This is a genomic window from Arthrobacter silviterrae, assembly GCF_011045165.1.
GTDB classification, from domain to species: Bacteria; Actinomycetota; Actinomycetes; order Actinomycetales; family Micrococcaceae; genus Specibacter; species Specibacter silviterrae.
In genome coordinates this window covers 64,073-89,078 of record NZ_JAAKZI010000001.1, presented here as the reverse complement: position 1 = coordinate 89,078, position 25,006 = coordinate 64,073, and the positions used below count along the sequence as shown (strand labels likewise).

Sequence of the window (25,006 nt, the reverse complement as noted above, 5' to 3'; positions counted from 1 at the left end):
CTGTTGATGATCTCACGCTGGGCGGTGTTTACACACACTTTGACCTTCCCTTTAAGGCGCCGGGGGTCCATAATGCGTTCTTACTCACAGCAAAAACGTTCTGCGGCACAGTCTGAAACTCGGTAGTCTGTATACCTACAACATCATTTAAGGGAGGCGGGAGTTTCATGACCAAGCCGGAGCGGCCCAAAACGGCCCGAAGCTCGGGAAACCTGCACCCAACCGCCGATCCCCTTGCGGAAGCCCAGCGGCTCATGGTGCTGCTTGGCCCCACTGTTGATGCTGCCGGGTTGTTCCTGGAGGACGTCAAGGTCCACCTGGCCGGGGTGCACCGCACGGTCTCAGTCGTGGTGGACCTGCCGGAGACGGAAATTGGCGGCGTGGGCCTGGACGCCATATCCAAGGTGTCCAAGGCGCTCTCCGAGACCATGGACGCCGATCCCCGCGATGACGGCCAGCCCTATGACCTTGAAATTTCCTCCCCCGGCGCCACTCGCCCCCTGACTGAACCCCGCCATTGGCGCCGCGCCCTTGGACGCATGGTGAAGGTCAATGCCAGTGACCGGGACAACCTGGTGGGCCGGATTCTTGCGGTGGAGCCCGACGGCGTGATCTTGCGGCCGGAACTGCCCGTGAAGAAGGGGATGAAGCCCAAACAGGGCGAACCCGAGAAAGTATTGTTTTCCGTGATTCGCCGGGGCGTTGTGGAAATAGAGTTTGCTCGCCTGGATGAGGCCGAGCTTGATTTGGATTTTGAGCCGACCGGCGGCAACGCGGTCGATGGAGAGGAAAGCTGACCATGGATATCGATATGAGCGCGCTGCGAATACTGGAGCGTGAACGCGAGATCCCGCTGGATCTGCTGATCCCCACCATCGAGCAGGCCCTGCTGATGGCCTACCACAAGTCTCCGGGCGCCATCGAACAGGCCCGGGCAGAGCTGGACCGCAAGAGCGGCCACGTCACCATCTGGGCGGCTGAGGTGGATGAGGAAGGCGAGCGGATCGGCGAATTCGACGACACCCCCGCCGGGTTTGGCCGCATTGCCGCCAGCACCGCCCGCCAGATCATCCTGCAGCGCCTGCGCGACGTGGAGGATGACAATGTGTTGGGCGAATTCCGCGGCAAGGAGGGCGAGCTGGTCTCCGGGCAGATCCAACAGGGCAACAACCCCAACATGATCCAGGTCAACCTCGGCGCCGTGGAGGGTGTGCTGCCTCCCAACGAGCAAGTGCCGGGGGAGAGCTACCGCCACGGCACACGCGTGCGCGCCTTTGTGGTTGATGTGCACCGCGGCTTGAAGGGCCCGTCCATCACCCTGTCCCGCTCCCACCCGGGCCTGGTGCGCAAGCTCTTTGAAATGGAAGTCCCGGAAATCGCGGACAACACCGTGGAGATTGTTGCCCTCGCCCGCGAGGCCGGGCACCGCACCAAGATTGCGGTCAAGGCCAACAAGGCCGGCGTCAACGCCAAGGGCGCCTGCATCGGGGAAATGGGGTCCCGTGTCCGGGCGGTCATGACTGAACTCAACGATGAAAAGATCGACATTGTTGACTTCAGTGAGGATCCGGCCACATTTATCGCCAGCGCCCTCTCCCCGTCGAAGGTGATTTCCGTCACCATCGTGGATGCAGACGGACGTTCCGCACGGGTGGTGGTGCCCGATTATCAGCTGTCCCTGGCCATTGGCAAGGAAGGGCAGAACGCCCGCCTGGCGGCAAAGCTGACAGGATGGCGCATCGACATCATCTCGGACGCCGCCGCAGAATAGGAAAGCAGCTTGCTGGCACGGTAGAATAGTGGGGACCGGGTGTCCGGGCTGCCTGCCAGCAGTTTTGAACAAGTTTGAACAAGCTGATTGGGCAGGCATCGTCCGGTATGGCCAGTAAGGGTTGCATAGTTGGGAAAGAACGCTGAAGAAGCGCGGACCTTGTCCGTTGCCTCCTCCGAAGCTGTGCGAACCTGCATTGGTTGCAGGAAAACCGATGCCCGGGAAAAATTAGTGCGACTGGTCAAGTCAGCCAGCGAAACCGGCGAGCCGGAGGCGCTGGTTGATTTACGACGTCGCATGCCTGGCCGGGGAGCGTGGCTGCACCCCAGTACGAAATGTTTGCAACTGGCGCTCAAGCGCCGCGCCATTGGGCGGGCCCTTCCGGGCGTGACCAGCGCGGGCGGCTTGGAAGCCGTGTTTGCAGGCTTTTCCGGCCACGCCGACTGAACCACCGTCAACCGACATTGTCCCTTTGTGAAAGCGGGTCAGAAAACCGATGGAAACCCGATGAGTACCCAGCGATGAGTGCCCAAAAATGAGCATCTTCGTGCTCACTCATGCCGCCCATTCCGACATGGAATGTTGCAGTAAGAATTAAGCGGTTCGTACCTGTCCGGTGCGGGCCGAGACAGGAGAAATGTGGCCAAGGCCCGCGTCCACGAGCTTGCAAAAGAGCTCGGCATCACTTCCAAAGAGGCAGTGAGCAAATTGCAGGAACTCGGCGAATTCGTTCGCTCAGCGTCCTCCACCATTGAAGCCCCCGTCGTGAAGAAACTTCGCGACGCCTTCCCGGCTGCGAAGCCGGCGGCCAGCAAGCCTGCCCCCGCGGCGGCTGTGAAGGTAACCCCGGCAGCTCCGGCCCCCGCCCCGGCTGCCCCCGCCAAGGCTGCGGATGCCGCTCCGGCCCAGGCCGCGGCTCCGGTCCAGGCTGCCGCTACGGCCGCCCCGGCTGCCGCGCCCGCAGTGGTTCCCGGCCCGAAGGCTGCCAGCCCGGCCAAGCCCGGCGTCAAGCCTGCCCCGGCTGCGGACACCGCAGCCAAGCACACTCCTGCCGCAGGCGGCCCCCGCCCCGGCAACAACCCGTTTGCCTCCTCCCAGGGCATGCCCCGTGGCGGTTCGCGCCCCGACCGCCGTGAGGACCACGACGGCGGCCGCCCCTCCCGTTCCGCGGGTACGGGTGCCGGTGGCCCGCGCCCCGGCAACAACCCGTTTGCACCGTCCCAGGGGATGCCCCGTCCGGGTGCCCCGCGCAGCGCCGAGCCCGGAGCCGGCGGCCCCCGTCCGGGCGGTCCCCGCCCCGGCGCACCCCGTCCGGCAGCTGCCGGCGCCGGCGGTCCGCGCCCCGGTGCACCCCGTCCGGGCGCCCCGCGTCCGGGTGGTCCCCGCCCCACTCCGGGCATGATGCCCAACAGGACCGAACGTCCCGCAGCCCCCGGCCGCGGAAACGACCGTCCCGGCGGAGCAGGCAGGGGCCGTCCGGGTGCCCCCGGCGCAACGCCGGGTGCCGCACCAGGCGGCGCTCCCGCCGGAGGAGGCTTTGGCAAGGGCGGCCGCGGCCGCGGCGGCACCCAGGGTGCCTTTGGCAAGGGCGGCGCAGGCCGTGGCAAGCAGCGCAAGTCGAAGCGTGCCAAGCGCCAGGAACTGGAGCAGATGAGCGCTCCATCGCTCGGCGGCGTCAGCGTACCCCGCGGCGACGGCAACACCGTTGTCCGGTTGCGCCGCGGCTCCTCCATCACGGACTTTGCCGACAAGATTGAGGCAAACCCGGCAGCACTGGTGACCGTGCTCTTCCACCTGGGCGAAATGGCCACAGCCACGCAGTCCCTGGATGAGGACACCTTTGCCCTGCTGGGAGCCGAACTTGGCTACAAGGTCCAGGTTGTCTCCCCCGAAGACGAAGAGCGCGAGCTGCTCAGCAGCTTCGACATCGACTTTGAGGCTGAGCTTGAGGCTGAAGGCGACGAGGACCTCGAGGTCCGCCCGCCCGTCGTCACTGTCATGGGCCACGTTGACCACGGTAAAACCCGCCTGCTGGACGCCATCCGCAAGTCGGATGTCGTGGCAGACGAGCACGGCGGCATCACGCAGCACATCGGTGCCTACCAGATCGTGCATGAGCACGAAGGCAACGAACGCCGCATCACCTTCATTGACACCCCCGGCCACGAGGCGTTCACCGCCATGCGTGCCCGTGGTGCCAAGGTCACCGACATCGCCATCCTGGTGGTTGCGGCCGACGACGGCGTCATGCCCCAGACTGTTGAGGCGCTCAACCACGCCCAGGCAGCCAACGTGCCGATCGTCGTCGCGGTCAACAAGATTGACAAGGACTCGGCAAACCCGGAGAAGATCCGCGGCCAGCTGACCGAATACGGCCTGGTGCCCGAAGAATACGGTGGCGACACCATGTTCGTGGACGTCTCTGCACGCAACGGCATCAACATCGAGGAACTTCTCGAAGCGGTGCTGCTGACGGCCGACGCCGCCCTGGACATGCGCGCCAACCCGAACAAGGATGCCCGCGGCATCGCCATCGAGGCGAACCTGGACAAGGGCCGCGGTTCCGTGGCCACCGTTCTGGTTCAGTCGGGCACCCTGCATGTCGGTGACACGATCGTTGCCGGTACCGCCCACGGCCGCGTCCGTGCCATGTTCGATGAGAATGGCGACATCATCAACGAGGCCGGCCCGTCGCGTCCGGTCCAGGTGCTGGGCTTGTCCAACGTGCCCCGCGCCGGTGACACCTTCTTTGTCACGGGAGATGAGCGCACGGCCCGCCAGATCGCTGAAAAGCGTGAAGCTGCGGACCGCAATGCCGCCCTGGCCAAGCGCCGCAAGCGCATCAGCCTGGAAGACTTCGACCAGGCCGTTGCCGACGGGAAGGTTGACACCCTCAACCTCATCCTCAAGGGTGACGTGTCCGGTGCCGTCGAGGCCCTGGAAGACTCGCTGCTCAAGATCGACGTCGGCGAAGGCGTGCAGCTGCGCGTCATCCACCGCGGCGTCGGTGCCATCACGCAGAACGACGTCAACCTGGCCACGGTGGACAACGCCATCATCATCGGGTTCAACGTCAAGCCGGCCGAACGCGTTGCCGAACTGGCTGACCGCGAGGGTGTCGACATGCGCTTCTACTCGGTCATCTATGGCGCCATCGATGACATTGAGCTGGCCCTGAAGGGCATGCTCAAGCCCGAGTACGAGGAAGTCCAGCTGGGCACCGCTGAAATCCGCGAAGTGTTCCGCTCCTCGAAGTTCGGCAACATTGCCGGCTCGATCGTCCGCTCCGGCATCATCCGCCGCAACACGAAGGCCCGAGTCCTTCGCGGCGGCAAGGTGATTGGCGACAACCTCACGGTTGACTCGCTCAAGCGCTTCAAGGATGACGCCACCGAAGTCCGCACCGACTTCGAGTGTGGCATCGGCCTGGGCTCGTTCAACGACCTGCAGGTCGAGGACATCATCGAGACGTTCGAGATGCGCGAGAAGCCCCGCGTCTAACGCTCCACGGCCGGCCGGGCGCCCCTCACGGGCGCCCGGTCGGCTTTGCATTCCCATTAAGCTTCCCCAAAGGAGATCATCATGGCTGATTCAGCCCGCGCCGCCAAGCTGGCCCAGCGCATCAAGGTTGTGGTGGCCGAGGGCCTCCGCAGCCGGGTCAAGGACCCGCGCGTCGAAGGCATTACCGTCACCGACGCCCGTGTCACCAACGACCTTCAGCACGCCACCGTCTACTACACCGTCTTCGGCGACGAGACGGCCCAGTCGGAGGCCAAGACCGGCCTGGAACGCGCCAAGGGCGTGCTCCGCGCCGAGGTTGGCAGGAACATCACCGTCCGCCTGACCCCGACCCTGGAGTTCGTGGCGGATGAAGTTCCCGTCAATGCCTCAAACCTTGAGGCCCTGCTCCGCGTGGCCAAGGAACGCGACGCCAAGCTGGCCGAGCTGTCCGCCAATGCCGAGTTCGCCGGCGATGCCGACCCGTACAAGAAGGACGAAGAGGACGCCGACGGGGCGTAATCTCCGCTTGTCGAATCACCTCAGTTGAGGGACGACGGCGGCCGGTCACCTGTGGTTCACAGGTGACCGGCCGCTGTTGCTACTTCAGGCCCATCGTGACCAGGCTGCCCCCGTTCATCTCATCAAGGGCGTTCGTCAGCGCCACGAGGGAATTGCCGCTGACGGCAACGTGGGAGGCCATCATCGCGGGCAGCACCGTGGTGGTGGTGCCGTTCTTGACGGTGCTGACGCCGTCGCCCATGAGATGGGCAACGTAGACGGTGTTGTCCTGCCCCACGGCAACTCCCGTCGGGGCGCCCAGGCCCTCGGCCAGCAGCTGTGTCACGCCGCTTTGCAGCTGGGTCCGGTAGACCTTGCCAATGCCCAGGAGTTCACCCGGCACGCCCGGCAGCACGGTGTAGTACAGCCACTGCCCCTTGACCGCAATGTCGGTCGGAACTGCCTGGGCGTAGTAGGTGTGTCCGAGCATGCACTCCGGCACGTCCATATTCATTTCCTGGGCAACGGCCGCCACCACGGCGGCATCGATCAGGACCGGTTCCGGTGCCAGTGCCTTGACAAGGCTGACCCTGCCGTCGTTGGCGACAAACAGGATGTCATTGGCTCCGGCATCACCCACATACACGCCCCCTGCCACGGGGGCTGAGGAATACGGGTGCGAAAACACCTCGCCTGGGGTGGGCCCCATCCAAGGGGCCTCGGCAAGGCATTCCGCCGTCGCGTCACGAACCCCGTAGACGGTGGCACTGTCAGGGTTGTTGGCGGCTTCGAAGTCGCCCAGATCGGCCAGCTGGCGGCTGGTCCCGCTGCCGTCCATGGCCATGAGCCGGGCCGGGAGCAGTTCGGCACCCGGCTCCGGCCCGGATCCCATGTCGTTGTTGAAGTAGTACGTGGTGCCATTGAGATGGGACACGCCGGCAATTTCCTGCCCCGGCTCATTGACCAGGGTGGTCCTTGCGCCGGTGCTGGAGATGCTGGTCAGCATGCCGGCAAAGGATTCGGCGACCAGGAAGCTGCCGTTCGGCCCGAAGGCGACCTTGAGCGGGCTGATCAAATGGGCGGCAACTTCAGTGGCCGGGGCGGGTTGGGGCTTGTTGCCGGGATTGGCGGCTTGGGCCGTTGGGGCGAGGGCGAGGGCCATGGCAAGTGCGCAGGCAGCGCCGATGGCCTTGGGAGCGATTCTCATAAGGGTTTCCTTGGAACGGTGCCCGGTGATGACGGGCTGCGATCAATGGAGGTGGCCCGAAATTGGATACCGCACCTTGTGCACCAGCGACGGACCAGACACCCAAAAGGGTGAACTGGAAATCGCCCCCAGTACATGATTTCCACAGCTAATCGCCGCAGACGCGGCAATTCCAGCCAGCCTATGAGAGATGCATCACACCGTCAAGGGTGAGGCCTGCCGCGGACGGCGGGAAAGGGCGCCCATGGGGCGCCGCGGGGTGAGGATATACTTCAAGACGTGCTTTCCGGACTGGTAATCGTTGACAAACCGCAGGGATGGACCAGCCATGACGTGGTGGGCCGAATGCGAAGGCTTGCAGGGACCCGAAAAGTGGGCCATGCCGGCACGCTGGACCCCATGGCGACGGGGGTTTTGGTGGTGGGCGTCAACAAGGCCACCCGTTTGCTCACCTATATTGTGGGAACATCCAAAAGCTACGACGCGACCATCAGGCTCGGCGCCACGTCCATAACCGACGACGCCGAAGGTGAGATCACCCACACCGCCACCACGGCGGCTGTCACGGAAGAGGCCGTCCGGGCAGGGGTGGCCCTGCTCACCGGCCCCATCAGCCAGGTGCCCAGCAGCGTCAGCGCCATCAAGGTCAACGGTGAACGGGCCTACGCGCGTGTCCGTGCCGGCGAAGACGTCCAGCTTGCCGCCCGCCCTGTCACGATCCATTCCTTTGACATCCACGGCATGCGCCGCATCGAAGGGGCCGGGGTGGAGCAATTGGAGGTTGACGTCACCGTGGTGTGCTCCTCCGGCACCTACATCCGCGCGCTGGCCCGAGACCTCGGGACGGGGCTGGGTGTGGGCGGACACCTGACGGCCCTGCGCCGCACCAGCGTGGGGCCGTACACGCTGGCGCAGGCACGCACACTGGAAGCGCTGGCCGAAAACCTGGAAATGCTGGACATCGCCGATGCCGCCCGCGCCCTAATGCCCGTCCGTGAGCTGACGGCTGCGGAAGCTGTGGAGCTGTCCTTTGGCCGCCGCATCGCCTCCAGCGCGGACGGGGGCCACACGGCCGACAAGCCTGCCGCGGCCTTTGCGCCGGACGGCACCCTGGTGGCCCTCCTCGCCGACGCCGGGAAGTACGCCAAGCCCGTGCTCGTATTCCCGCCTGACCCGGCACCCAAGGTGACCAGCCCCGGCGCCACGGACGCCGCCCCCGGGGAGGGCGGCCGATGACCATTGACGGATGGTTCATCGCAGGAGCCATCATCGGGCTCGCCTCAACCATCACCTGCGCCGTCGCTGCGGTGATGAAGAAGAAACCCAACGACATCACCCTGCTGGCGCTGGCCGCCGTCGAACTTTTCATCCTGACCTACGCCGCGGCCTCCGTGGTGCGCCTCGCGAACGGCGGGCACATTGCCGGCCAGCCGTGGGAGTTTTGGGGGTACATCGCCACGGCGGCGGCCCTGCCCGTCGGCGGGTTTTACTGGGCCATGATGGAGCGGACGTTCTGGTCCAACTACGTCATGGGCGCCGTCGGCGTCACCGTGGTGGTCATGATGGCCCGCATGGCCCAGATTTGGTACGGCATCAGCACGCCCGCCTAGCACTTTCAACACAAACTACCCGGAATTGGACCATGAAGAACACCCCCTCCACGCCCGCCGATGACGTGGTGCCCTCCCGCACCACGGGCGCCGGCCGGCTCCTGATCACCGTTTACGGCGTTTTCGCCATCTCCGCCAGCGCCCGCGCCGGTTACCAGATCGCCACGCAATTTGGCGACGCCCCCGTTGCCTACCTGCTCTCCGCCTTTGCCGCCGTCGTGTACATCGCCGCCACCATTTCCCTGGCCAAGCCGGGCCACAAATGGGCCGTGGCCGCGACCGCCGCCATCTGCATTGAACTGCTCGGCGTGCTGGTGGTTGGCGTCCTGAGCCTTCTTGACGCCAAGGCCTTCCCGCACGCCACGGTCTGGAGCATGTTCGGGCAGGGCTACGGCTATGTGCCCCTGGTCCTGCCGCTGATCGGGCTGTGGTGGCTGTACCGGCACCGCGCCGCGGCGTCCCGCTGATGGCCGCCCCAGCCATGGAAGCTGCCCGCCCTGAAATCACGACGCCGGGTCCCCGGCTCAGCGACGGCGCCACCGTGCTGCGCCGGTTCAGTGCGGCCGGCGCCGCCGCCTACGCGGCGATTCACCGGGATCCGCTGAACGTACAGTGGGCTGGTTCAGACCCGTCCATGACCGCCGAATCGGCGGCCGTTGCCATTCGGGACCACATCGACACGGGGTGGGACGACGGGCGCTCCCTGCGGTTTGCCGTGGAGGAACTGGTGGACGGAAATGCGGCCGTGGTTGGCACGGTCAGTGTCCACGATGTGCTCCGCACGGCCAGCGGTGGCTCGGCTTCCGTGGGGATCAAGATGCTGCCCGCCGGGCGAGGGCAGGGGAGTGCGGCCCGGGCCATCCGCCTGCTGTGCGGATATGCCTTTGGCACCCTGGGGCTGGACGCCCTGCATTGGCGCGCCACGGTGGGAAACCTCCCCAGCCGGCGGCTTGCAGAACGGTGCGGTTTTGTGCTGGCCGCTGAGATCCCGGGCTACGGCCACGTGGACGGCGGCATCGCCGCAGGCTGGGTGTTCGTGCTGACGGCGGCGCAGTGGCTCGGGGGCCCCTCTGGTGCGGGCCGGTCTGACGCTGGCCGGTCTCATGCGGACCCGGGCGAGGCGGGGCTGCCGGTTCGGGGGCTGGAGCTTGAGCCCGTGGTGCCGCGCCTTTCGGACGGTTCCGTGGTGCTGCGCGCGCTGGCCGACCGCGACGCCCCGCAACTGGTGGAGAACTGCACCGACCCTGACGCCGTCCGCTGGACCACCGTGCCGCTGGGTTACACCAGCGCGCACGCCGCGCACTTCATCGGAACCATCACCCCGGACGGCTGGCGCAGCGGCAAGGTGCTCACCTTCGCCGTTGCCAGCGCGGAAAGCGATGAGTTTTACGGCACCGTGGACCTGCAGTGCAACGATCCGGGCACGGCTTCCATCGGCATTCTGATGGGCACACACGCCCGCGGCACCGGCGCGGCGGAGCAAGCTGTCCGGCTGCTGGCCGGCTATGCCTTCGACCAGCTGAACCTGGGCTACCTGCACTGGCACGCCCTGGTGCCGAACTGGGGAAGTCGGAAGCTCGCGTGGAAACTTGGCTTCCGCCTCGAAGCGGAAGTTCGCGGCGGCTACAACGACCGTGGCACGCCGGGGGACCGGTGGACGCTGTCCCTGGCGGCAGGGGACCCGCGCACGCCGCAGGAACCGTGGACGGGCCCGGACCCGCTGACGCGATAACCTAGGAAGTGCTTCCGCCGGGAAGCAGGTCATGTACGGAATGGGCGAAGGAACAGCAGTGCACATTTGGAACTCCCTGGAGCAGGTTCCGCGCGGTTTTGGGCCCTGCGTGGTCACCCTGGGCAACTTCGACGGGCTGCACCGGGGGCACCAGGAGGTGCTGGAGCAGGTCAAGGCAGTGGCGCGTGAGCGCGGTGCCCTGGCCGTGGCCCTGACCTTTGACCCGCACCCCGCCAGGGTGCACCGGCCGGAGACGGCCCCCGCCCAGATCATGGGGTTGGCGGACAAGCTGGCCGCCATGGAGCAGCTGGGCCTGGACGGCGTCCTGGTGGTGCCCTACACGCTGGAATTCGCCCAGCAGACGCCGGAGGAATTTGTCCGCAGCGTCTTCGTCGACACCCTCGGTGCCTGCACGGTGGTGGTGGGCCATGACGTCCGCTTCGGCAAGGGCAACACCGGGGACCTGGCAACCATGGTGGGGCTGGGCGCCCAACTGGGGTTCGACGTCGTCGTGGTGGACGATGAAGGCCACGACAGGCGCTGGTCCTCGACCTGGGTGCGCGAGGTCCTGGAAAAGGGGGACGTTGACACGGCCGCGCAGGTTTTGGGGCGCTGGCACAGCATGAGCGGGGAAGTGGTGCACGGGGCGGCCCGCGGCAGGGTCCTGGGATTCCCCACGGCCAACCTTTCCCCCGACGCCTGCGGGATCATCCCGGCCGACGGCATTTATGCCGGCTGGCTCACGGATGAACACGGCAAATTGTGGCCGGCCGCCGTGTCGGTGGGCTCCAACCCCACCTTTGCCGGCGTCAGCAGGCAGGTGGAGGCATTTGTCATCGACCGCCCCGAGGAGCCCGTTGAGGCGTTCGACCTCTACGGGCAGCATGTGGTGGTGGCGTTCGTGAAGCGGCTGCGCGGCATGGTGGCCTACACCGGGCCGGAGGCGCTCATCGAACAGATGCACCACGACGTCGCGGAGGCGCGGGACATCCTGGCCCCGGCGCCGCGCTGAGGCGCACCCCACATGCGCCGCTTCGACTTAACGCGCCCTCCTGCCGTAAACTGGGGGACGGGTCCGGCTGCAGTCCGTGGTGGCTGGATTCAACTGTGTTTGGGGACTGCCGGCGTGCCGGCGGGTCCAGATGTGGTTCCACCACGTTCACGGCACCTATGAGGAGTTACCTGTGGCACTTGAAGCCGCTGTAAAGCAAGAAATCATGCAGGCATATGCAACCAGCGAAGGTGACACTGGTTCGCCTGAGGTTCAGATCGCGATGCTCTCACGACGCATCTCGGACCTGACTGAGCACTTGAAGATGCACAAGCACGACCACCACACCCGCCGCGGCCTGATGGCCCTGGTTGGTCGCCGTCGTCGCCTGCTCAGCTACCTGAAGGACACCGACATCACGCGCTACCGTACGCTCATCGAGCGTCTCGGCCTGCGCCGCTAGCATGACCGTGAGGCGGTCTCTCCCAGCCGGGGGAGGCCGCCTTTCACAGCAATGACCCAAGGCAGCAGTGCCTTGTGCCGGTGCGCGTCCGCGCCCGGCGCACCACTTGAGCCAAGCGACTTGCCGCCATCGCGCATTCGCGGTCCTCGGTAGTGGTCTCCGGGAACGGCCTCGCAGCCGGAGCCCGTGGGCCTCGATCGAAGACCGGGTGCTGTACAGGCCCACCAGCAATTTCGGTGGGAGCCTGGGCTGATGGTCCGCCAAGTTCCTTGGAGCAGGGGTATTTGAACACCTACAAGGAAATGGAGGTGACTCTCTATGGAGGGTCCCGAGATTCAGTACGCAGAGGCCGTCATTGACAACGGCCGCTTTGGCAAGCGCGTGGTCCGCTTTGAGACCGGCCGCCTTGCCCAGCAGGCAGCGGGCTCCGCGATGGTCTACATCGACGAAGACACCGTCATGCTGTCCGCCACCACGGCCGGCAAGCACCCGCGTGAAGGCTTTGACTTCTTCCCGCTGACAGTCGATGTGGAAGAGCGCATGTACGCCGCCGGCCGCATCCCCGGCAGCTTCTTCCGCCGCGAAGGCCGCCCGTCCACGGACGCCATCCTGGCCTGCCGCCTCATGGACCGCCCCCTGCGCCCCGCCTTCAAGAAGGGCCTGCGCAACGAGGTCCAGATTGTGGTCACCATCCTGGCGATCAACCCGGACGTGCTTTACGACGTGGTTGCGATCAACGCCTCCTCGATGTCCACCCAGCTGTCCGGCCTGCCGTTCTCCGGCCCGATCGGCGGCGTGCGCGTGGCCCTGGTTGAAGACGGAAACGGCCCCCAGTGGGTTGCCTTCCCGAAGCACTCCGAACTGCAGAATGCAGTGTTCAACATGGTGGTGGCCGGCCGCATTGCCGGCGACGACGTTGCCATCATGATGGTGGAAGCCGAAGCCACGGACAACTCCTGGAACCTCATCAAGGAAGAGGGCCACCAGGCCCCCACCGAGGAGGTCGTAGCCGAGGGCCTCGAGGCTGCAAAGCCCTTCATCAAGGCCCTGTGCGACGCCCAGGCCGACCTGGCCGCCCGCGCCGCCAAGCCCACGGTTGAATTCCCCGTCTTCCTGGACTACGAGGACGACGCATACGACGCCGTCAGCGCAGCGTCCGCCGAGAAGCTCGCCGCCGTGTTCTCCATCGCCGACAAGCAGGAGCGCGACGCCGCCTCCGACGCCTTGAAGGACGAGACGGTTGCCGCCCTGGCCGGGGACTTCGAAGGCCGCGAGAAGGAACTCTCCGCAGCCTTCCGCGCCGTCACCAAGCACGTCATCCGCCAGCGCATCCTCACCGAGCAGATCCGCATCGACGGCCGCGGCCTGACGGACATCCGCCAGCTCACGGCCGAGGTTGAGGTACTGCCCCGCGTGCATGGCTCCGCCATCTTCGAACGCGGCGAAACCCAGATCATGGGTGTCACCACCTTGAACATGCTCAAGATGGAGCAGCAGATTGACTCGCTCTCGCCTGTGACGCGCAAGCGCTACATGCACAACTACAACTTCCCGCCGTACTCCACCGGTGAAACCGGCCGCGTGGGCTCACCCAAGCGCCGCGAAATCGGTCACGGTGCCTTGGCTGAGCGCGCCCTGGTGCCCGTGCTGCCTTCGCGTGAGGAATTCCCCTACGCCATCCGCCAGGTCTCCGAGGCGCTGGGCTCCAACGGCTCAACGTCCATGGGCTCCGTTTGTGCATCGACCCTGTCGCTGCTCAATGCCGGTGTGCCCCTGAAGGCCCCCGTTGCCGGCATCGCCATGGGCCTGGTCTCCGACCAGGTTGACGGCCAGACCCGCTACGCCGCACTGACGGACATCCTGGGCGCCGAAGATGCTTTCGGCGACATGGACTTCAAGGTTGCCGGTACGTCCGAGTTCGTCACGGCCATCCAGCTGGACACGAAGCTCGACGGCATTCCGGCGTCGGTCCTGGCCGCCGCCCTGAAGCAGGCCCGCGAAGCCCGCCTCCACATCCTCAGCGTGCTCAACGCCGCCATTGACGTCCCGGACGAGCTCTCCGAGTTCGCGCCCCGCGTCATCGCGGTCAAGATCCCCGTTGACAAGATTGGCGAGGTCATTGGGCCCAAGGGCAAGATGATCAACCAGATCCAGGAAGACACCGGCGCCGACATCTCCATCGAAGATGACGGCACGGTCTACATCGGTGCAACGAACGGACCCTCTGCCGAGGCCGCACGTTCAGCGATCAACGCCATCGCGAACCCGCAGGTTCCCGAAATTGGCGAACGCTACCTGGGCACCGTCGTCAAGACCACCACGTTTGGCGCGTTCATCTCGCTCACGCCCGGCAAGGACGGACTGCTGCACATCTCGGAACTGCGCAAGCTCTCCGGCGGCAAGCGCGTTGACAATGTCGAGGACGTGGTTTCCGTCGGCCAGAAGATCCAGGTGGAAATCACCAAGATCGACGACCGCGGCAAGCTGTCCCTCTCCCCGGTGGTTGCCGAGGAAGAAACCGTTGAAGAGGCTGTTTCCGAAGGCGCTGCTGAGTAATTCATGGCAATCACCCTTTTGCCGCTGACTTCCGCCGCGGACGGTTCGGCACAGCCCGACTCCACACTGATCTCGGGGAAGGCCGGAGGCGCCGCCGTGCGCCGCTCGGTCCTCCCCGGGGGTGTCCGGGTCCTGACCGAGTCCATGCCGGGGCAGCGAAGCGCGACAATTGGTTTTTGGGTCGGTGTTGGCTCCCGGGATGAAACCGAGGGCCAACACGGCTCGACCCATTTCCTTGAACATCTGCTGTTCAAGGGCACCTTGCGCCGGACCGCGTTGGAGATCGCCTCCGCCTTTGACGAGGTGGGCGGGGAATCCAACGCGGCCACGGCCAAGGAAAGCACCTGCTACTACGCACGGGTGCTTGACACCGACCTGCCCATGGCCATCGACGTCATCGCCGACATGGTCACCTCCGCCGTGCTTGACCCGGCCGAGCTGGAGCAGGAACGCGACGTCATCCTGGAAGAAATCGCCATGGACAGCGATGACCCTACGGATGTCGCCCACGAAAAGTTTGTGGCCGCCGTCATGGGCAGCCACCCCCTGGGACGCCCCATCGGCGGCACCCCGGATGCCATCAAGGCCGTGCCGCGGGCCTCCGTCTGGGCCCACTACCAAAAGCACTACCGCCCCGACACGCTGGTCATCACGGCAGCAGGCGGCCTCGACCACGACGATGTCTGCGCCCACGTGCTTTCCGCACTGCGCACGGCCGGCTGGTCCCTGGACGACGGCGTCGCCCCGGCACCGCGGCGCAGTTCCGACCGGGCATCAATCACCGGCACCGCCGGGTTGCACGTCCACAACCGACAGGTGGAACAGGCCAACATCATCCTGGGCTGCCCCTCGCTGAGCGCCAACGATTCCCGCCGCTACGTCATGAGCGTGCTCAACTCCATCCTCGGCGGCGGAATGTCCTCCCGCCTGTTCCAGGAAATCCGCGAAAAGCGCGGGCTGGTCTACTCCACCTACTCCTTCGCGTCCTCCTACGCCGACGCCGGCTACTTCGGCATGTACGCCGGCTGCTCCCCGCAAAAGGTGGGCCAGGTCATCGGCCTCCTGACGGCCGAGCTCGAAAAGCTGGCGTCCGACGGCGTCACCGAGGCCGAGCTGGCCAAGGCATTGGGCCAAATGTCGGGCGGCATCGTGCTGGCCCTTGAAGACACCGGTTCCCGCATGTCCCGTCTGGGCCGCGCCGAACTCGTCTCCGGCGAGTTTGTCGACATCGATGAAACCCTGGACCGCATCCGCGCTGTCACCACCGACCAGGTCCAGGAGCTGGCCCGCGAGCTCGCCGAGGCACCCCGGACGATCACCGTCGTCGGCCCCTTCAAGGAAACCGAAACCTTCGGCCTGTAGCCGCTCCGCTGGTCGAGCCTGCGGGGTGCCCGGCAACGCGGACTCCCTCGCGGGCAGTAAGATTTCCTCGGCCGCGGGCGGCCTCCGAAATCCATGCCCGCTCCGGAAGCCCGTGTTGCCGCGCCTGCCACGGCCGCCGGAGCCGGCATTTTTTGTAGGCGACGTAAAGGAGACCCGCAGGCCGCCCGCGGCCGAGGAGTCGGATAGTCGCCGGAAAAATGCCGGGCCGGCGGCTAGCCACCCGCGAACGGGGGGAGGACGTCCACTATGTCGCCGGGCGCAAGTTCTGTGGCCAGGTCCCTCTGGGAGACCTCGTTGACCAGGAAACTGCACCGGGTCAGCAGCTCGGACAGTGGCGGCGTGCTGGCGGAGGCAGACACCGGGAACGTGGAGACCAGCAGTTTCGACAGCTCCGCGAGCGTGAACGGGTCGGCGCCTGCCACTGATTCCAGATCCACCTGCTGCTCCTCGACGCCGGTGGCGGCTGCTGCGGCGGCAAAAAATCGTACGTCCATTCTCATCCTCCGATGGCACTCATGCTGCGGTCGGGCTGGACAAAGTCGGCATCGCCCAACCCGGGGTGGCCCATGCCGTGGGCGCGGGGCTTCGCCCACATGGCGTCCTGCCAGCGCTCGGCAACGGCGTCGTCGTCGGCCGGCGAGGAACCGGCACGGAGCAGGGCCAGCAGGTCGACTTCCGTCCTGGAAAAGAGGCAGCTCATCACCTTCCCCTCGGCCGTGATGCGGGTGCGCCGGCAGTCGGCGCAAAAAGGCTCCGTCACGGAGGCGATGATGCCCACCGTGCCCAACAGCGTGGGCGAGCCGTGACGACGGACCTCAAAGCGTTCTGCCGGGGCGCCGTCGCGGGCGCGCGGATCCGGGACCAGCTCGAAGCTGGCGGCGAGGAGCTCCCTGATTTCTGCGGCGGTGATCATGCCGTCCCGGGTCCAGCCGTGATCGGCGTCCAGTGGCATTTGCTCAATGAAGCGCAGCTCGTAGCCCCGCTCAAGGCACCAGCCCAGCAGTTCCGCGGCATGGCCCTCATTGACGCCGCGCAGCAGCACCGCATTGACCTTGATGGGGCGCAGCCCCGCGGCATCGGCAGCCTCGATCCCGGCCAGGACCTGGTCCAGGAACGGCCGGCGCGTCAGCTGCAGGAAGGCGTCGTGGTGCAGGGTGTCCATGGAAACATTCAGGCGCGACAGCCCGGCGTCGGCCAGGGCCTGTGCCTTTCCGGCCAGCCCCACGCCGTTGGTGGTCAGCGAAATGGGCAGGGACGGGTGGTTGCGCCGCAGGGCTGCGATGATCTCCACCAGGTCCGCCCGGACCAGCGGCTCCCCGCCTGTCAGCCGGAGCTCGCGCACGCCCAACCGGTCCACGCCCAGGCCCACCAGGCGTACGATTTCCGCCGCCGTCAGCAGTTTGGCCTTGGCCAGCCAGGCCAGGCCCTCGGCAGGCATGCAGTAGCTGCAGCGCAGGTTGCATTTGTCCGTCAGCGACAGGCGCATGTCCGTGGCCACGCGGCCAAATTGGTCCACGAGCCCGGATCCAGGGGCGCCGGGCCGCGATGCAGCTCCGGGCCGCGGCGCAGCGCCGTCTGCCGGGCCTCCAACGGTGCCCGGCGCGCCGGGTGCGGCGGCCGGCATGCCGAGTGAAACGCGTTCCGTGTTCATGCCACCACGCTAGCCCATTGCCGCGGTTTGGGCGCCTGGGGCGCTTTGTGGTCCACACAAAACTAGAATTGTGACACGGGCTGCCGGACAGGGGCCCGAATGGAGAGGTTGCCATGGAATTGCGTCGTTATTGGGGCTTGGCCGGGGTGGTCTGCGTTGGCGTGGGCGTAGCGGCGGGCGAATTGCTGGCGGCGTTGCTCAGCCCGTCGGACTCGCCCGTCACCGCCGTGGGCCAGGTGGTCATTGGAATGCTGCCCGGCGGCACGAAGGAATGGGCCATCCACCTGTTCGGCACCTTGGACAAGACGGTTTTCCTGACCACCATGGTGGTGCTCATGGCGCTGCTGGCAGCCGCCGCAGGGCTGCTGGAGCGCCGGTTCAGGGGTGCCGGCCTGGTCCTTGTGGGTTTGTTTGGTGTGGCGGGCATCGCCGCCGTGGCGAGCCGGCCCGACACCACGCCGCCTGCCTACTTCGCACCGGTGCTCGCCGCCGCGGCGGCGATGGGACTGCTGGCCTGGGTGCGTGGACGTTTTCTCAGCCAGGGCCCGGGAGGCGCCCGGACGCCGCAGCGTGGTGGCCTGCCGGCCGCCCAGGCCCGGCCAACAAGCCGGCGCACCTTTCTGGCGTATATGGGTGGCGGTGCCGTGATTGCCGTTCTGGCCGGCGGCGCTTCGACCCTGTTCCGCCAGGCCGCCGTGGCCGTCGCGGATGTGCGTGCCAAGGTCCGCCTGCCCCTGCCGGCCAAGGCCGCCCCGCCCATCCCGGCGGATGCCCGGCTTGACGTTCCCGGTATTTCGGCACTGGTCACCGATCCCAACAACTTCTACCGGATCGACACGGCCCTGGTGGTTCCCGCGGTGAACTCGGACAGCTGGACCCTGAAGGTGACGGGCATGGTGGAGCGTGAGGTCACCATGACCTTTGCCGAGCTGCTGGCCAAGCCCATGGTTGAGTTGTACGTGACCATCGGCTGCGTGTCCAATGACGTCGGCGGGGGGCTGGTGGGCAATGCCCGCTGGCTGGGCTGGCCGGTCCGCGAGCTCCTGGCCGAGGCAGGCGTCAAGCCGGGGGCCGACATGGTCCTGTCAACCAGCACCGACGGGTTCACGGCCGGCACGCCGCTGGAGGCCATGACGGACGGGCGCAGCGCCATGATCGCCGTGGGCATGGACGGTGCGCCGCTCCCGCTGGTGCACGGCTACCCGGCCAGGCTGGTGGTCCCCGGGCTCTATGGCTATGTGTCCGCCACGAAGTGGCTGGCGGAGCTGAAGGTGACCACCTTTGCCGCGGACCAGGGCTATTGGACGCCCCTGGGCTGGAGCGCGCTGGGGCCCATGAAGACGGCGTCGCGCATTGACACGCCCCGCAACCAGGGCCGGCCCGCAGCCGGTCCACTCACGGCAGCCGGGGTGGCGTGGTCCCCAACGCGCGGCATCTCCGCCGTGCAGGTCCAGCTCGACGGCGGCCCATGGCAGACGGCCACCCTCGCCGAGGCGCTCAACAAGGACACGTGGGTGCAGTGGAAGGCGCCGCTGGTGGCCGGTGCGGGGCACCATGAGCTCAAGGTCCGCGCCGTTGACGGCTCCGGAACGGTGCAGACGGCGGACATTGCCCCGCCCGCCCCCAACGGGGCCACCGGCTACCACACGGTGCAGTTCACGGCCGCGTAAACCGGTCCGCCGCACTTTCCCGCAGCCGCTCACCTAGGATGGGAAGAGGACCACATCCATGCGCAGGGCCGGGAGGAAACGCTGATGAGAAGGACTGTCGCCGAGCACCACAAGGCCGTCCGGGAGCTGCTTGCCGGAGCCTGGCTGGGCCCGGATTCCACGCTGAAGAACGACGCCGGCACCCGGGTGCCGCTGATGGAGTCGCTGGGGCGGGTGCTGGCTGCGGAGCTGCTTGCCCCGGTTGACCTGCCGCCGTTTGCCAACTCGCAAATGGATGGCTTTGCGATTTGGGCCGAGCCGGCCGACGATCAACCTGGAAACGTTGTTTCCGAGAAATCAACCCCTTACCTAACGGCCGCCACCATTCCGGCGGGCTTTGTGCCGGACAGCCTCGCGCCCGGCCGGGCCGCCCCCATCATGACGGGAGCCATGATGCCCCAGGGGGCCAACGCCGTCGTGCCCGTGGAACAGGCGGTGCCCGCCCGCTTCCCGGGACCGGGGGAAAAGGTTGGGCTGCCGGCCACGGTGCCCGGCGCCTTTGTCCGGCAGCAGGGCAGCGACTTGCCCGCCGGCAGCGTGGCCATCCCGGCGGGGACGCTGCTGAACGCCGCCCACCTGGGGCTTGCGTCGGCGCTGGGCTGCACGGGGCTGGTGGTGCGCCGGCGGGTGCGCGTGCTGCTGGTGACCACGGGGGATGAGGTGCTGCTGCCCGGTGACCCCCGTGCTGCCGGCGGGCTGCCGGCGGGCAAAATCTTTGACGCCAACATGGCGCTGCTGCGGGCCAAGCTGCTCGAAGCGGGCGTGGAGGTGGTCCTGGCCCCCGTGGTGGAGGACAAGCCGCATGCGCTGCTGGAGGCCCTGGACCAGTTCGTGGAACCGGACGGCGAGTCCCGGCGCGACAGGGTGGACCTGATCCTGTCGACCGGCGGCATCAGCGCCGGCGCCTTCGAAGTGGTGAAACAGGCCCTGGACGGATTCGACGTCGAATTTGTCCAGCTGGCGCTCCAACCCGGGGGACCGCAGGCCATCGGCAGCTACAAGGGCGTGCCGTTCCTTGGCTTTCCCGGCAATCCGGTCAGTGGCGTGGTGTCCTTTGAACTGTTCCTGCGCCCCGTGCTCAGCGAGCTGCTGGGCGCGCCCGTGCCGCGCCGCCGTGTGCTGGCCACCCTGGCCCACCCGATGTCCTCGCCCGCGGGCAGGCATCAGGTGCGGCGCGGCATTTACGAGGGACCGGAATTCGAGTCCGCCGCGTCCGTCCGGGAGGTTGGCGGGCCGTCCTCCCACCTGCTGGGTGCACTCGCCCAGGCAAACGCGCTCATCCAGGTGCCGGCCGGCGTCACGGAACTGCACGCCGGTGCAAAAGTGGAAGTATGGCTGTTGTGAATGAATCCCAGACCCCGGAATTGACCCATCTGCGAAGCGACGGCACGGCCCAGATGGTGGACGTGTCCGCCAAGCCGGTCACCGTGCGCGAGGCCACGGCAACCGGCACCGTCCACACCACCACGCAGGTCATGGAACTGCTGGGCGCCGGCCGGCTGCCCAAGGGAGACGCCCTGGCCGTGGCGCGGGTGGCCGGCATCATGGGCGCCAAAAAGACCGCTGAACTCATCCCCCTGTGCCACCCGCTGCCCATCTCCAAGGTCACAGTGGATTTTGTCCTTGGAGCCTCCGCCGTGACTGTGTCGGCAACGGTCAAGACGCGCGGCGTCACCGGCGTCGAAATGGAAGCCCTGACCGCCGTGTCCGTTGCCGCCCTGAGCGTGTACGACATGGTCAAGGCCGTGGACAAGCACGCCGTCATTTCCGGCATCCAGGTCCTGGCCAAGAGCGGCGGCAAAAGCGGGGACTGGTCCGTGGCCGGTGCCGCGGGCGAACCCGGCCCCTTGGCCGGAGGCCACCCCGGGCCCCTGGCCGGTCCGGACGTGCGGGCATGACTGCCTGCGAACCCGGCACCGGGCCGGGCGCGGCGGGCGTGGTGATTGCCTCCACCCGGGCGGCCCTGGGCGTGTATGGGGACAAGACCGGTCCCGTCATCGTTGACTGGCTCCGGGAGCACGGCTTCGAGGTCTCGGAACCGATTGTGGTTCCGGACGGCCCTCCCGTGGGCGCGGCGCTGCGGGCACTGCTCACGCAGGGCCCCGCCGTCGTACTGACCAGCGGCGGCACCGGACTGAGTCCCACCGACCAGACACCGGAGATGACCCTGCCGCTGCTGGAGCGGGAGGTGCCCGGCATCATGGAGGCCATCCGGGCGGCCGGACTGGCCAAGACCCCGATGGCCGCCCTGAGCCGCGGGCATGCCGGCACGGCCGGGCGCACGCTGATCGTCAACCTGCCCGGCTCGCCCAAGGGCGTCATGGACGGGCTGGCCGTGCTGTCCCCGATCATTGGGCACATTTGCGAACAAATAGGCGGCGGCCATGGGCATTAATGCGCAGGTTGTTTACGCCGGCTTGAGCGCCGACCCCATTTCCGTGGATAGGGCCATTGCTGCCGTGGAATCAGACACGGCCGGTGCCGTGGTCAGCTTCAGCGGCGTGGTTCGCAACCACGACGGCGGCAAGGACGTGCTGCGGCTGGCCTACAGCGCCCACCCCCTCGCCAAAAACGTGCTGCGCGAACTGGTGGCGTCCCTCGTGGAAGGGGCGGCCGATCCTGACGGCCATCCCGTGCGGATCTGGGTGGCCCACCGCGTGGGGCCGCTGGGGATTGGCGAACCCGCGCTGGTGTGCGCCGTCGCATCCTCGCACCGGGCCGAGGCCTTTGAGCTGTGCTCGGCACTGGTGGAGCGGGTCAAGGCCGAGGTGCCGATCTGGAAGGAACAGTTCTACGCCGACGGCACCGTTGAGTGGGTGGGCGCCGGCGCCCTGCCCGACGCTGCGCCTGACGCGCCTGCTGCGCCTGCTGGGCCTGCCGGGCCCGCTGCGCCTGCCGCGCAGCCGGAGAAACACGCACCCGAAAGCCAGTAAAGTTGAACGCATGAGTGAATTGCTGAAAGTGGCCGTGCTGGGCGCCAAGGGACGAATGGGAACGGCGGCCGTGGAGGCGCTCGGCGCCGCCGCGGACATGGAGCTGGTGGCAGCCCTGGGCCGGACCGACTCCCTGGACACGCTGGTTGACGCCGGGGCCGAGGTGATCGTTGACTTGACGGTCCCCGCGTCCACGGAAGCCAACGTCCGCTTTGCCGTGGAACACGGCATCCACGCCGTGGTGGGCACCACCGGCTGGGACGCCGGCCGCCTCGCCGCTCTGACGGCGCTGTTGGCCAAGCACCCCGCAACGGGCGTCCTCATCGCCCCGAACTTTGCCCTGGGCTCCGTGCTGGCAACCCATTTTGCCGCCCAGGCAGCAAAGTACTTTGACTCCGTGGAGATCATCGAGCTGCACCATCCGCGCAAGGTGGATTCGCCGTCGGGCACGGCCTTGCGCACGGCGCAGCTGATATCCGCAGCCCGGGCCGGCCTCCCGGCTGCCCCGGATGCCACGGAAACCGCGCTCGACGGCGCCCGCGGCGCCTCCGTCCACGGCGTCCCCGTCCACAGCGTCCGGCTCGCAGGCCTGGTGGCACACCAGGAGGTGCTCCTGGGCAGCCCCGGCGAACAGCTGACCATCCGGCACGATTCGTTCAACCATGCCTCGTTCATGCCCGGCGTGCTGCTGGGCGTGCGCACCGTGGGCACACGCCCCGGCCTGACCGTGGGCCTGGACGGCTACCTTGACCTCGAAGGCTGAACCCATGCCAAAGCTGCGCATCTCCAAGACCAAAATCTGGGTCACCCTGATCTCCCTGCTGCTGGTTTTCTACCTCGTGGTCATGGTCCAGCGTTCCTTCACCCTGATGTTTGTTTCGCCCGAATGGCAGGCCAAGCTGATGGGCGCTGCCTACTTCCTCATCCCGTTCGTGGCTGCCTGGGCGCTCATCAGCGAGGTGCTGTTCGGTGCCCGCACCGAGAAGTTGGCCCGGATCCTGGAGTCCGAGGGCGGGCTGCCCGAAGACAATCTGCCCCGCACGCCGGGCGGGCGGATCGTCCGGGCCGCGGCGGATGCCGAATTTGAAAAGTACAAAGACGAAGCCGAAATGGCGCCGGGGGACTGGCGCTCCTGGTTCCGGCTCTCCTGCGCCTATGATGCCTCCGGGGACCGCAAGAGGGCCCGGAAGGCCATGCGCGACGCCGTCGCCATGTACCGCGCGGGCTGACACCCCAAATCTGTGTCTCACTAATTGCATCCAGAAACCGTTTTCTGGCCGAAAATACTGCAACAACTGGAACACAGATTCCAGGGACGGGGACCCCATGGCGAGCAGCACCTTCAACCCGCGCGACGGCGTCGAACTTTCCTACGATGAAACCGGGGAGGGCGAACCCATCCTGCTGGTCCACGGCAGCGCCCTCAGCCGGGCCATCTGGAGGGGGTTCGGGTACACCCGCGCCTTGAGCCAGCGCCACCGCGTCATCACGATGGACCTGCGCGGACACGGGCGCAGCGGCAAACCGTACACGCAGGGCTCCTACGCCATGGACGTGCTGGTGGCTGACGCGCTGGCCGTCCTCGACGCCGCCGGCGCGCCCCGGGCACACTTTGGCGGCTACTCCGTGGGCGCCCGCGTCGGATTCTCGCTCGCCGTGGCCGCCCCTGAGCGGCTGCTGTCGCTGACCACCCTGGGCGGCACGTTCCGGATCCAGCCCGGCAGCGTCGGCCAGCTGTTCTTCCCCGAGTACGACGACGCCCTCGGCTCGGGCGGGATGCCCGGCTTTGTGGCCGGCTGGGAAGGGCGGATGGGCCGCCCCCTGGACCCCCAGACCAGGGCAGCCTTCCTGGCCAACGACGCCGCCGCCCTGCGGGCCTATTTCCGCCAGACCGAGGCCGAGCCGGCCATTGCGGAGGATCATGTTGCCGCGATCAGCGTGCCGGCGCTGCTGCTTGCAGGGACGCGGGACACTGCCAGGCTGGAGGATTCCCGCCGCGCCGCCGAGCTCATGCCGGATGCCCGCGTGGTGGAACTGCCGGGCCGCGACCACGGCACCACGCTGTTCCCCGCCCAGCCCGTCCTCGACGAATGGCTGCCGTTCCTGGGGCGTTAGTCGGCGGGGTCCTGCGTGGCGGGCCGGGGGAGCCTGCCGGACTGGGCTTCGCGGGCCTCGAACTCGCCGTACGCCGCCACAACGGCCGGGACCAGCGCCCCCGCCGCCCTGCGGTAGCCCAGGCTGGAGGGGTGGAAGCCGTCAATGGCAAACATGTCGTGGGGCTCCACCAAAAAGATTTGCCGCACCGCCCTGCCCAGCAGGACAGGGTGGGCGCCGGCCGCCTTGGCCGCCTTGAACTGCGCCCCGGCCAGCCGCCGGGACAGCTGGCCGCCCACCTCGCGCAGCGGCGACGGAAGCGAGGGCAGGGTGTCAAAGTCCGGGCAGGTGCCCACCACCACCTCACCGCCCAGGCCACGCAGCCGGGCCACGAAGTCCTTCAGCGCCTTGATGGAATCGACCAGGGGGACGTGGTTGGTCAAATCGTTGCCCCCCACAATGATCACCGTGATGTCCGGTCTGAAAGTGCCGGCCAGCGTGTCCAGCTGACTGTCCAGGGTTGCAGTCTGGGCGCCGACCGTGGCAATCGTGCGCAATTCCACCGCCCGGTGTGCATGGTCTGACAGCGCCACGGCCAGGTTGGCACCCAGGGTTGCGGCCGCCGTCGTCGCCCCCAGGCTGTCCGCCACCGAGTCCCCGGCCATCACCAGGCGCACCGGCCGGCCCCAATCGCTGCGATACATGCCGTCGGCGTCCGGGCCGCGGTCTCCAAGCCGGTGGCCGACTGCTTCTTGGGCCATGCGGCCCTCCGTGCGGAACACCACGGCCAGAGCACCCACGGTTGCCGCCACGCTGGCAGCCACAATGGCACCGGCCAGGGACGCCTTGCGAAGCTGCGGCAGGTCCATGCTGGAAGTATAGGCGCAGGCCGGTGCACGGGGTGTCC

At 67.4% G+C, this 25,006-nt stretch carries 24 protein-coding genes and 1 pseudogene; 21 read left to right on the top strand and 4 right to left on the bottom strand.

Going from position 1 to position 25,006, the window contains the following annotated elements; all coding sequences use genetic code 11:
• Nucleotides 1-167 precede the first annotated feature (167 nt).
• The 5 genes from G6N77_RS00430 (at nt 168) to rbfA (ending at nt 5,791) form a co-directional block, all read left to right on the top strand.
• Complete coding sequence (locus G6N77_RS00430; protein WP_165180032.1) at nt 168-797, top strand: ribosome maturation factor RimP; 630 nt, start codon at nt 168-170, stop codon at nt 795-797.
• A gap of 2 nt (nt 798-799) precedes the next feature.
• A complete protein-coding gene (gene nusA / locus G6N77_RS00425) occupies nt 800-1,771 on the top strand; it encodes a transcription termination factor NusA (protein WP_165180031.1) in 972 nt (323 codons plus the stop codon).
• A gap of 129 nt (nt 1,772-1,900) precedes the next feature.
• Nucleotides 1,901-2,218 (top strand): YlxR family protein, encoded by a 318-nt coding sequence (locus tag G6N77_RS00420; RefSeq protein ID WP_165180030.1) that lies wholly within the window; start codon nt 1,901-1,903, stop codon nt 2,216-2,218.
• A 192-nt stretch (nt 2,219-2,410) separates the two neighbouring features.
• Nucleotides 2,411-5,272, top strand: coding sequence for a translation initiation factor IF-2 (gene infB / locus G6N77_RS00415; protein WP_165180029.1), 2,862 nt, complete (start codon nt 2,411-2,413; stop codon nt 5,270-5,272).
• 81 nt (nt 5,273-5,353) lie between these two features.
• A complete protein-coding gene (gene rbfA / locus G6N77_RS00410) occupies nt 5,354-5,791 on the top strand; it encodes a 30S ribosome-binding factor RbfA (protein ID WP_165180028.1) in 438 nt (145 codons plus the stop codon).
• A gap of 79 nt (nt 5,792-5,870) precedes the next feature.
• Here rbfA and G6N77_RS00405 read toward each other — a convergent pair whose 3' ends face one another.
• Entirely contained in the window at nt 5,871-6,977 is a 1,107-nt protein-coding gene (locus G6N77_RS00405) for a ScyD/ScyE family protein (RefSeq protein WP_165180027.1), read from the bottom strand.
• Nucleotides 6,978-7,256: 279 nt separating this feature from the next.
• Here G6N77_RS00405 and truB point away from each other — a divergent pair, with 279 nt between their 5' ends.
• The 8 genes from truB to G6N77_RS00365 all read left to right on the top strand — a co-directional run bounded on the left by truB (nt 7,257) and on the right by G6N77_RS00365 (nt 15,691).
• The gene (gene truB / locus G6N77_RS00400; protein ID WP_165180026.1) at nt 7,257-8,213 is read left to right on the top strand and encodes a tRNA pseudouridine(55) synthase TruB; all 957 of its coding nucleotides are present in this window, start codon (nt 7,257-7,259) and stop codon (nt 8,211-8,213) included.
• Complete coding sequence (locus tag G6N77_RS00395; RefSeq protein WP_165180025.1) at nt 8,210-8,587, top strand: hypothetical protein; 378 nt, start codon at nt 8,210-8,212, stop codon at nt 8,585-8,587. Before truB ends, G6N77_RS00395 begins: the two co-directional genes overlap by 4 nt.
• Before the next feature lie 32 nt (nt 8,588-8,619).
• Nucleotides 8,620-9,054: a hypothetical protein gene (locus G6N77_RS00390; protein WP_165180024.1), complete on the top strand. Its 435-nt coding sequence runs from the start codon at nt 8,620-8,622 to the stop codon at nt 9,052-9,054.
• Nucleotides 9,054-10,319, top strand: a complete 1,266-nt coding sequence (locus tag G6N77_RS00385; protein ID WP_165180023.1) for a GNAT family N-acetyltransferase — start codon at nt 9,054-9,056, stop codon at nt 10,317-10,319. Before G6N77_RS00390 ends, G6N77_RS00385 begins: the two co-directional genes overlap by 1 nt.
• Before the next feature lie 58 nt (nt 10,320-10,377).
• Nucleotides 10,378-11,331 carry a bifunctional riboflavin kinase/FAD synthetase gene (locus tag G6N77_RS00380; protein ID WP_262453155.1) on the top strand — a complete coding sequence of 318 codons (954 nt, stop codon included), beginning with the start codon at nt 10,378-10,380 and terminating at the stop codon, nt 11,329-11,331.
• A gap of 172 nt (nt 11,332-11,503) precedes the next feature.
• Nucleotides 11,504-11,773, top strand: coding sequence for a 30S ribosomal protein S15 (gene rpsO / locus G6N77_RS00375; RefSeq protein ID WP_165180022.1), 270 nt, complete (start codon nt 11,504-11,506; stop codon nt 11,771-11,773).
• A gap of 318 nt (nt 11,774-12,091) precedes the next feature.
• The gene (locus G6N77_RS00370; protein ID WP_165180021.1) at nt 12,092-14,329 is read left to right on the top strand and encodes a polyribonucleotide nucleotidyltransferase; all 2,238 of its coding nucleotides are present in this window, start codon (nt 12,092-12,094) and stop codon (nt 14,327-14,329) included.
• A gap of 3 nt (nt 14,330-14,332) precedes the next feature.
• Nucleotides 14,333-15,691, top strand: a complete 1,359-nt coding sequence (locus tag G6N77_RS00365; RefSeq protein ID WP_165180020.1) for a M16 family metallopeptidase — start codon at nt 14,333-14,335, stop codon at nt 15,689-15,691.
• Nucleotides 15,692-15,924: 233 nt separating this feature from the next.
• Here the strand turns inward: G6N77_RS00365 and G6N77_RS00360 are convergent, their stop codons facing one another.
• Complete coding sequence (locus tag G6N77_RS00360) at nt 15,925-16,206, bottom strand: MoaD/ThiS family protein (RefSeq protein WP_165180019.1); 282 nt, start codon at nt 16,204-16,206, stop codon at nt 15,925-15,927.
• 2 nt (nt 16,207-16,208) lie between these two features.
• Nucleotides 16,209-17,336 (bottom strand): GTP 3',8-cyclase MoaA, encoded by a 1,128-nt coding sequence (gene moaA, locus G6N77_RS00355; protein ID WP_370875278.1) that lies wholly within the window; start codon nt 17,334-17,336, stop codon nt 16,209-16,211.
• A 140-nt stretch (nt 17,337-17,476) separates the two neighbouring features.
• Here moaA and G6N77_RS00350 point away from each other — a divergent pair, with 140 nt between their 5' ends.
• The 8 genes and pseudogenes from G6N77_RS00350 (at nt 17,477) to G6N77_RS00315 (ending at nt 24,120) form a co-directional block, all read left to right on the top strand.
• Entirely contained in the window at nt 17,477-19,033 is a 1,557-nt protein-coding gene (locus G6N77_RS00350) for a molybdopterin-dependent oxidoreductase (RefSeq protein ID WP_165180017.1), read from the top strand.
• Nucleotides 19,034-19,117: 84 nt separating this feature from the next.
• Nucleotides 19,118-20,416, top strand: a complete 1,299-nt coding sequence (locus tag G6N77_RS00345; protein ID WP_165180016.1) for a molybdopterin molybdotransferase MoeA — start codon at nt 19,118-19,120, stop codon at nt 20,414-20,416.
• Nucleotides 20,404-20,970 carry a cyclic pyranopterin monophosphate synthase MoaC gene (moaC, locus tag G6N77_RS00340; protein ID WP_165180015.1) on the top strand — a complete coding sequence of 189 codons (567 nt, stop codon included), beginning with the start codon at nt 20,404-20,406 and terminating at the stop codon, nt 20,968-20,970. The genes G6N77_RS00345 and moaC overlap by 13 nt, the downstream gene beginning before the upstream one ends.
• On the top strand, nt 20,967-21,467 hold the full coding sequence (locus G6N77_RS00335) for a MogA/MoaB family molybdenum cofactor biosynthesis protein (RefSeq protein WP_165180014.1): 501 nt from the start codon (nt 20,967-20,969) through the stop codon (nt 21,465-21,467). The genes moaC and G6N77_RS00335 overlap by 4 nt, the downstream gene beginning before the upstream one ends.
• Nucleotides 21,457-21,903: pseudogene (locus G6N77_RS00330) on the top strand (molybdenum cofactor biosynthesis protein MoaE); the annotation flags it as partial. The gene G6N77_RS00335 and the pseudogene G6N77_RS00330, both read left to right, overlap by 11 nt.
• Before the next feature lie 112 nt (nt 21,904-22,015).
• Nucleotides 22,016-22,768 carry a 4-hydroxy-tetrahydrodipicolinate reductase gene (gene dapB / locus G6N77_RS00325; RefSeq protein WP_165180012.1) on the top strand — a complete coding sequence of 251 codons (753 nt, stop codon included), beginning with the start codon at nt 22,016-22,018 and terminating at the stop codon, nt 22,766-22,768.
• Nucleotides 22,769-22,772: 4 nt separating this feature from the next.
• Entirely contained in the window at nt 22,773-23,234 is a 462-nt protein-coding gene (locus G6N77_RS00320) for a hypothetical protein (RefSeq protein WP_165180011.1), read from the top strand.
• Between the two features lie 97 nt (nt 23,235-23,331).
• On the top strand, nt 23,332-24,120 hold the full coding sequence (locus G6N77_RS00315; protein ID WP_165180010.1) for an alpha/beta fold hydrolase: 789 nt from the start codon (nt 23,332-23,334) through the stop codon (nt 24,118-24,120).
• On the opposite strand, the gene G6N77_RS00310 is transcribed toward G6N77_RS00315, so the two are convergent.
• Nucleotides 24,117-24,968, bottom strand: a complete 852-nt coding sequence (locus G6N77_RS00310; protein ID WP_165180009.1) for an SGNH/GDSL hydrolase family protein — start codon at nt 24,966-24,968, stop codon at nt 24,117-24,119. The two genes, G6N77_RS00315 and G6N77_RS00310, sit on opposite strands and share 4 nt — an antisense overlap.
• Nucleotides 24,969-25,006 lie beyond the last annotated feature (38 nt).

Bases quoted from the DNA above. Each gene is read 5' to 3' on its own strand.
- G6N77_RS00430 (WP_165180032.1), top strand. From the start codon at position 168: ATGACCAAGCCGGAGCGGCCCAAAACGGCCCGAAGCTCGGGAAACCTG.
- nusA (WP_165180031.1), top strand. From the start codon at position 800: ATGGATATCGATATGAGCGCGCTGCGAATACTGGAGCGTGAACGCGAG.
- rbfA (WP_165180028.1), top strand. From the start codon at position 5,354: ATGGCTGATTCAGCCCGCGCCGCCAAGCTGGCCCAGCGCATCAAGGTT.
- G6N77_RS00405 (WP_165180027.1), bottom strand. From the start codon at position 6,977: ATGAGAATCGCTCCCAAGGCCATCGGCGCTGCCTGCGCACTTGCCATG.
- G6N77_RS00395 (WP_165180025.1), top strand. From the start codon at position 8,210: ATGACCATTGACGGATGGTTCATCGCAGGAGCCATCATCGGGCTCGCC.
- G6N77_RS00390 (WP_165180024.1), top strand. From the start codon at position 8,620: ATGAAGAACACCCCCTCCACGCCCGCCGATGACGTGGTGCCCTCCCGC.
- G6N77_RS00385 (WP_165180023.1), top strand. From the start codon at position 9,054: ATGGCCGCCCCAGCCATGGAAGCTGCCCGCCCTGAAATCACGACGCCG.
- G6N77_RS00370 (WP_165180021.1), top strand. From the start codon at position 12,092: ATGGAGGGTCCCGAGATTCAGTACGCAGAGGCCGTCATTGACAACGGC.
- G6N77_RS00365 (WP_165180020.1), top strand. From the start codon at position 14,333: ATGGCAATCACCCTTTTGCCGCTGACTTCCGCCGCGGACGGTTCGGCA.
- G6N77_RS00360 (WP_165180019.1), bottom strand. From the start codon at position 16,206: ATGGACGTACGATTTTTTGCCGCCGCAGCAGCCGCCACCGGCGTCGAG.
- moaA (WP_370875278.1), bottom strand. From the start codon at position 17,336: ATGCCGGCCGCCGCACCCGGCGCGCCGGGCACCGTTGGAGGCCCGGCA.
- G6N77_RS00350 (WP_165180017.1), top strand. From the start codon at position 17,477: ATGGAATTGCGTCGTTATTGGGGCTTGGCCGGGGTGGTCTGCGTTGGC.
- G6N77_RS00345 (WP_165180016.1), top strand. From the start codon at position 19,118: ATGAGAAGGACTGTCGCCGAGCACCACAAGGCCGTCCGGGAGCTGCTT.
- moaC (WP_165180015.1), top strand. From the start codon at position 20,404: ATGGCTGTTGTGAATGAATCCCAGACCCCGGAATTGACCCATCTGCGA.
- G6N77_RS00335 (WP_165180014.1), top strand. From the start codon at position 20,967: ATGACTGCCTGCGAACCCGGCACCGGGCCGGGCGCGGCGGGCGTGGTG.
- dapB (WP_165180012.1), top strand. From the start codon at position 22,016: ATGAGTGAATTGCTGAAAGTGGCCGTGCTGGGCGCCAAGGGACGAATG.
- G6N77_RS00320 (WP_165180011.1), top strand. From the start codon at position 22,773: ATGCCAAAGCTGCGCATCTCCAAGACCAAAATCTGGGTCACCCTGATC.
- G6N77_RS00315 (WP_165180010.1), top strand. From the start codon at position 23,332: ATGGCGAGCAGCACCTTCAACCCGCGCGACGGCGTCGAACTTTCCTAC.
- G6N77_RS00310 (WP_165180009.1), bottom strand. From the start codon at position 24,968: ATGGACCTGCCGCAGCTTCGCAAGGCGTCCCTGGCCGGTGCCATTGTG.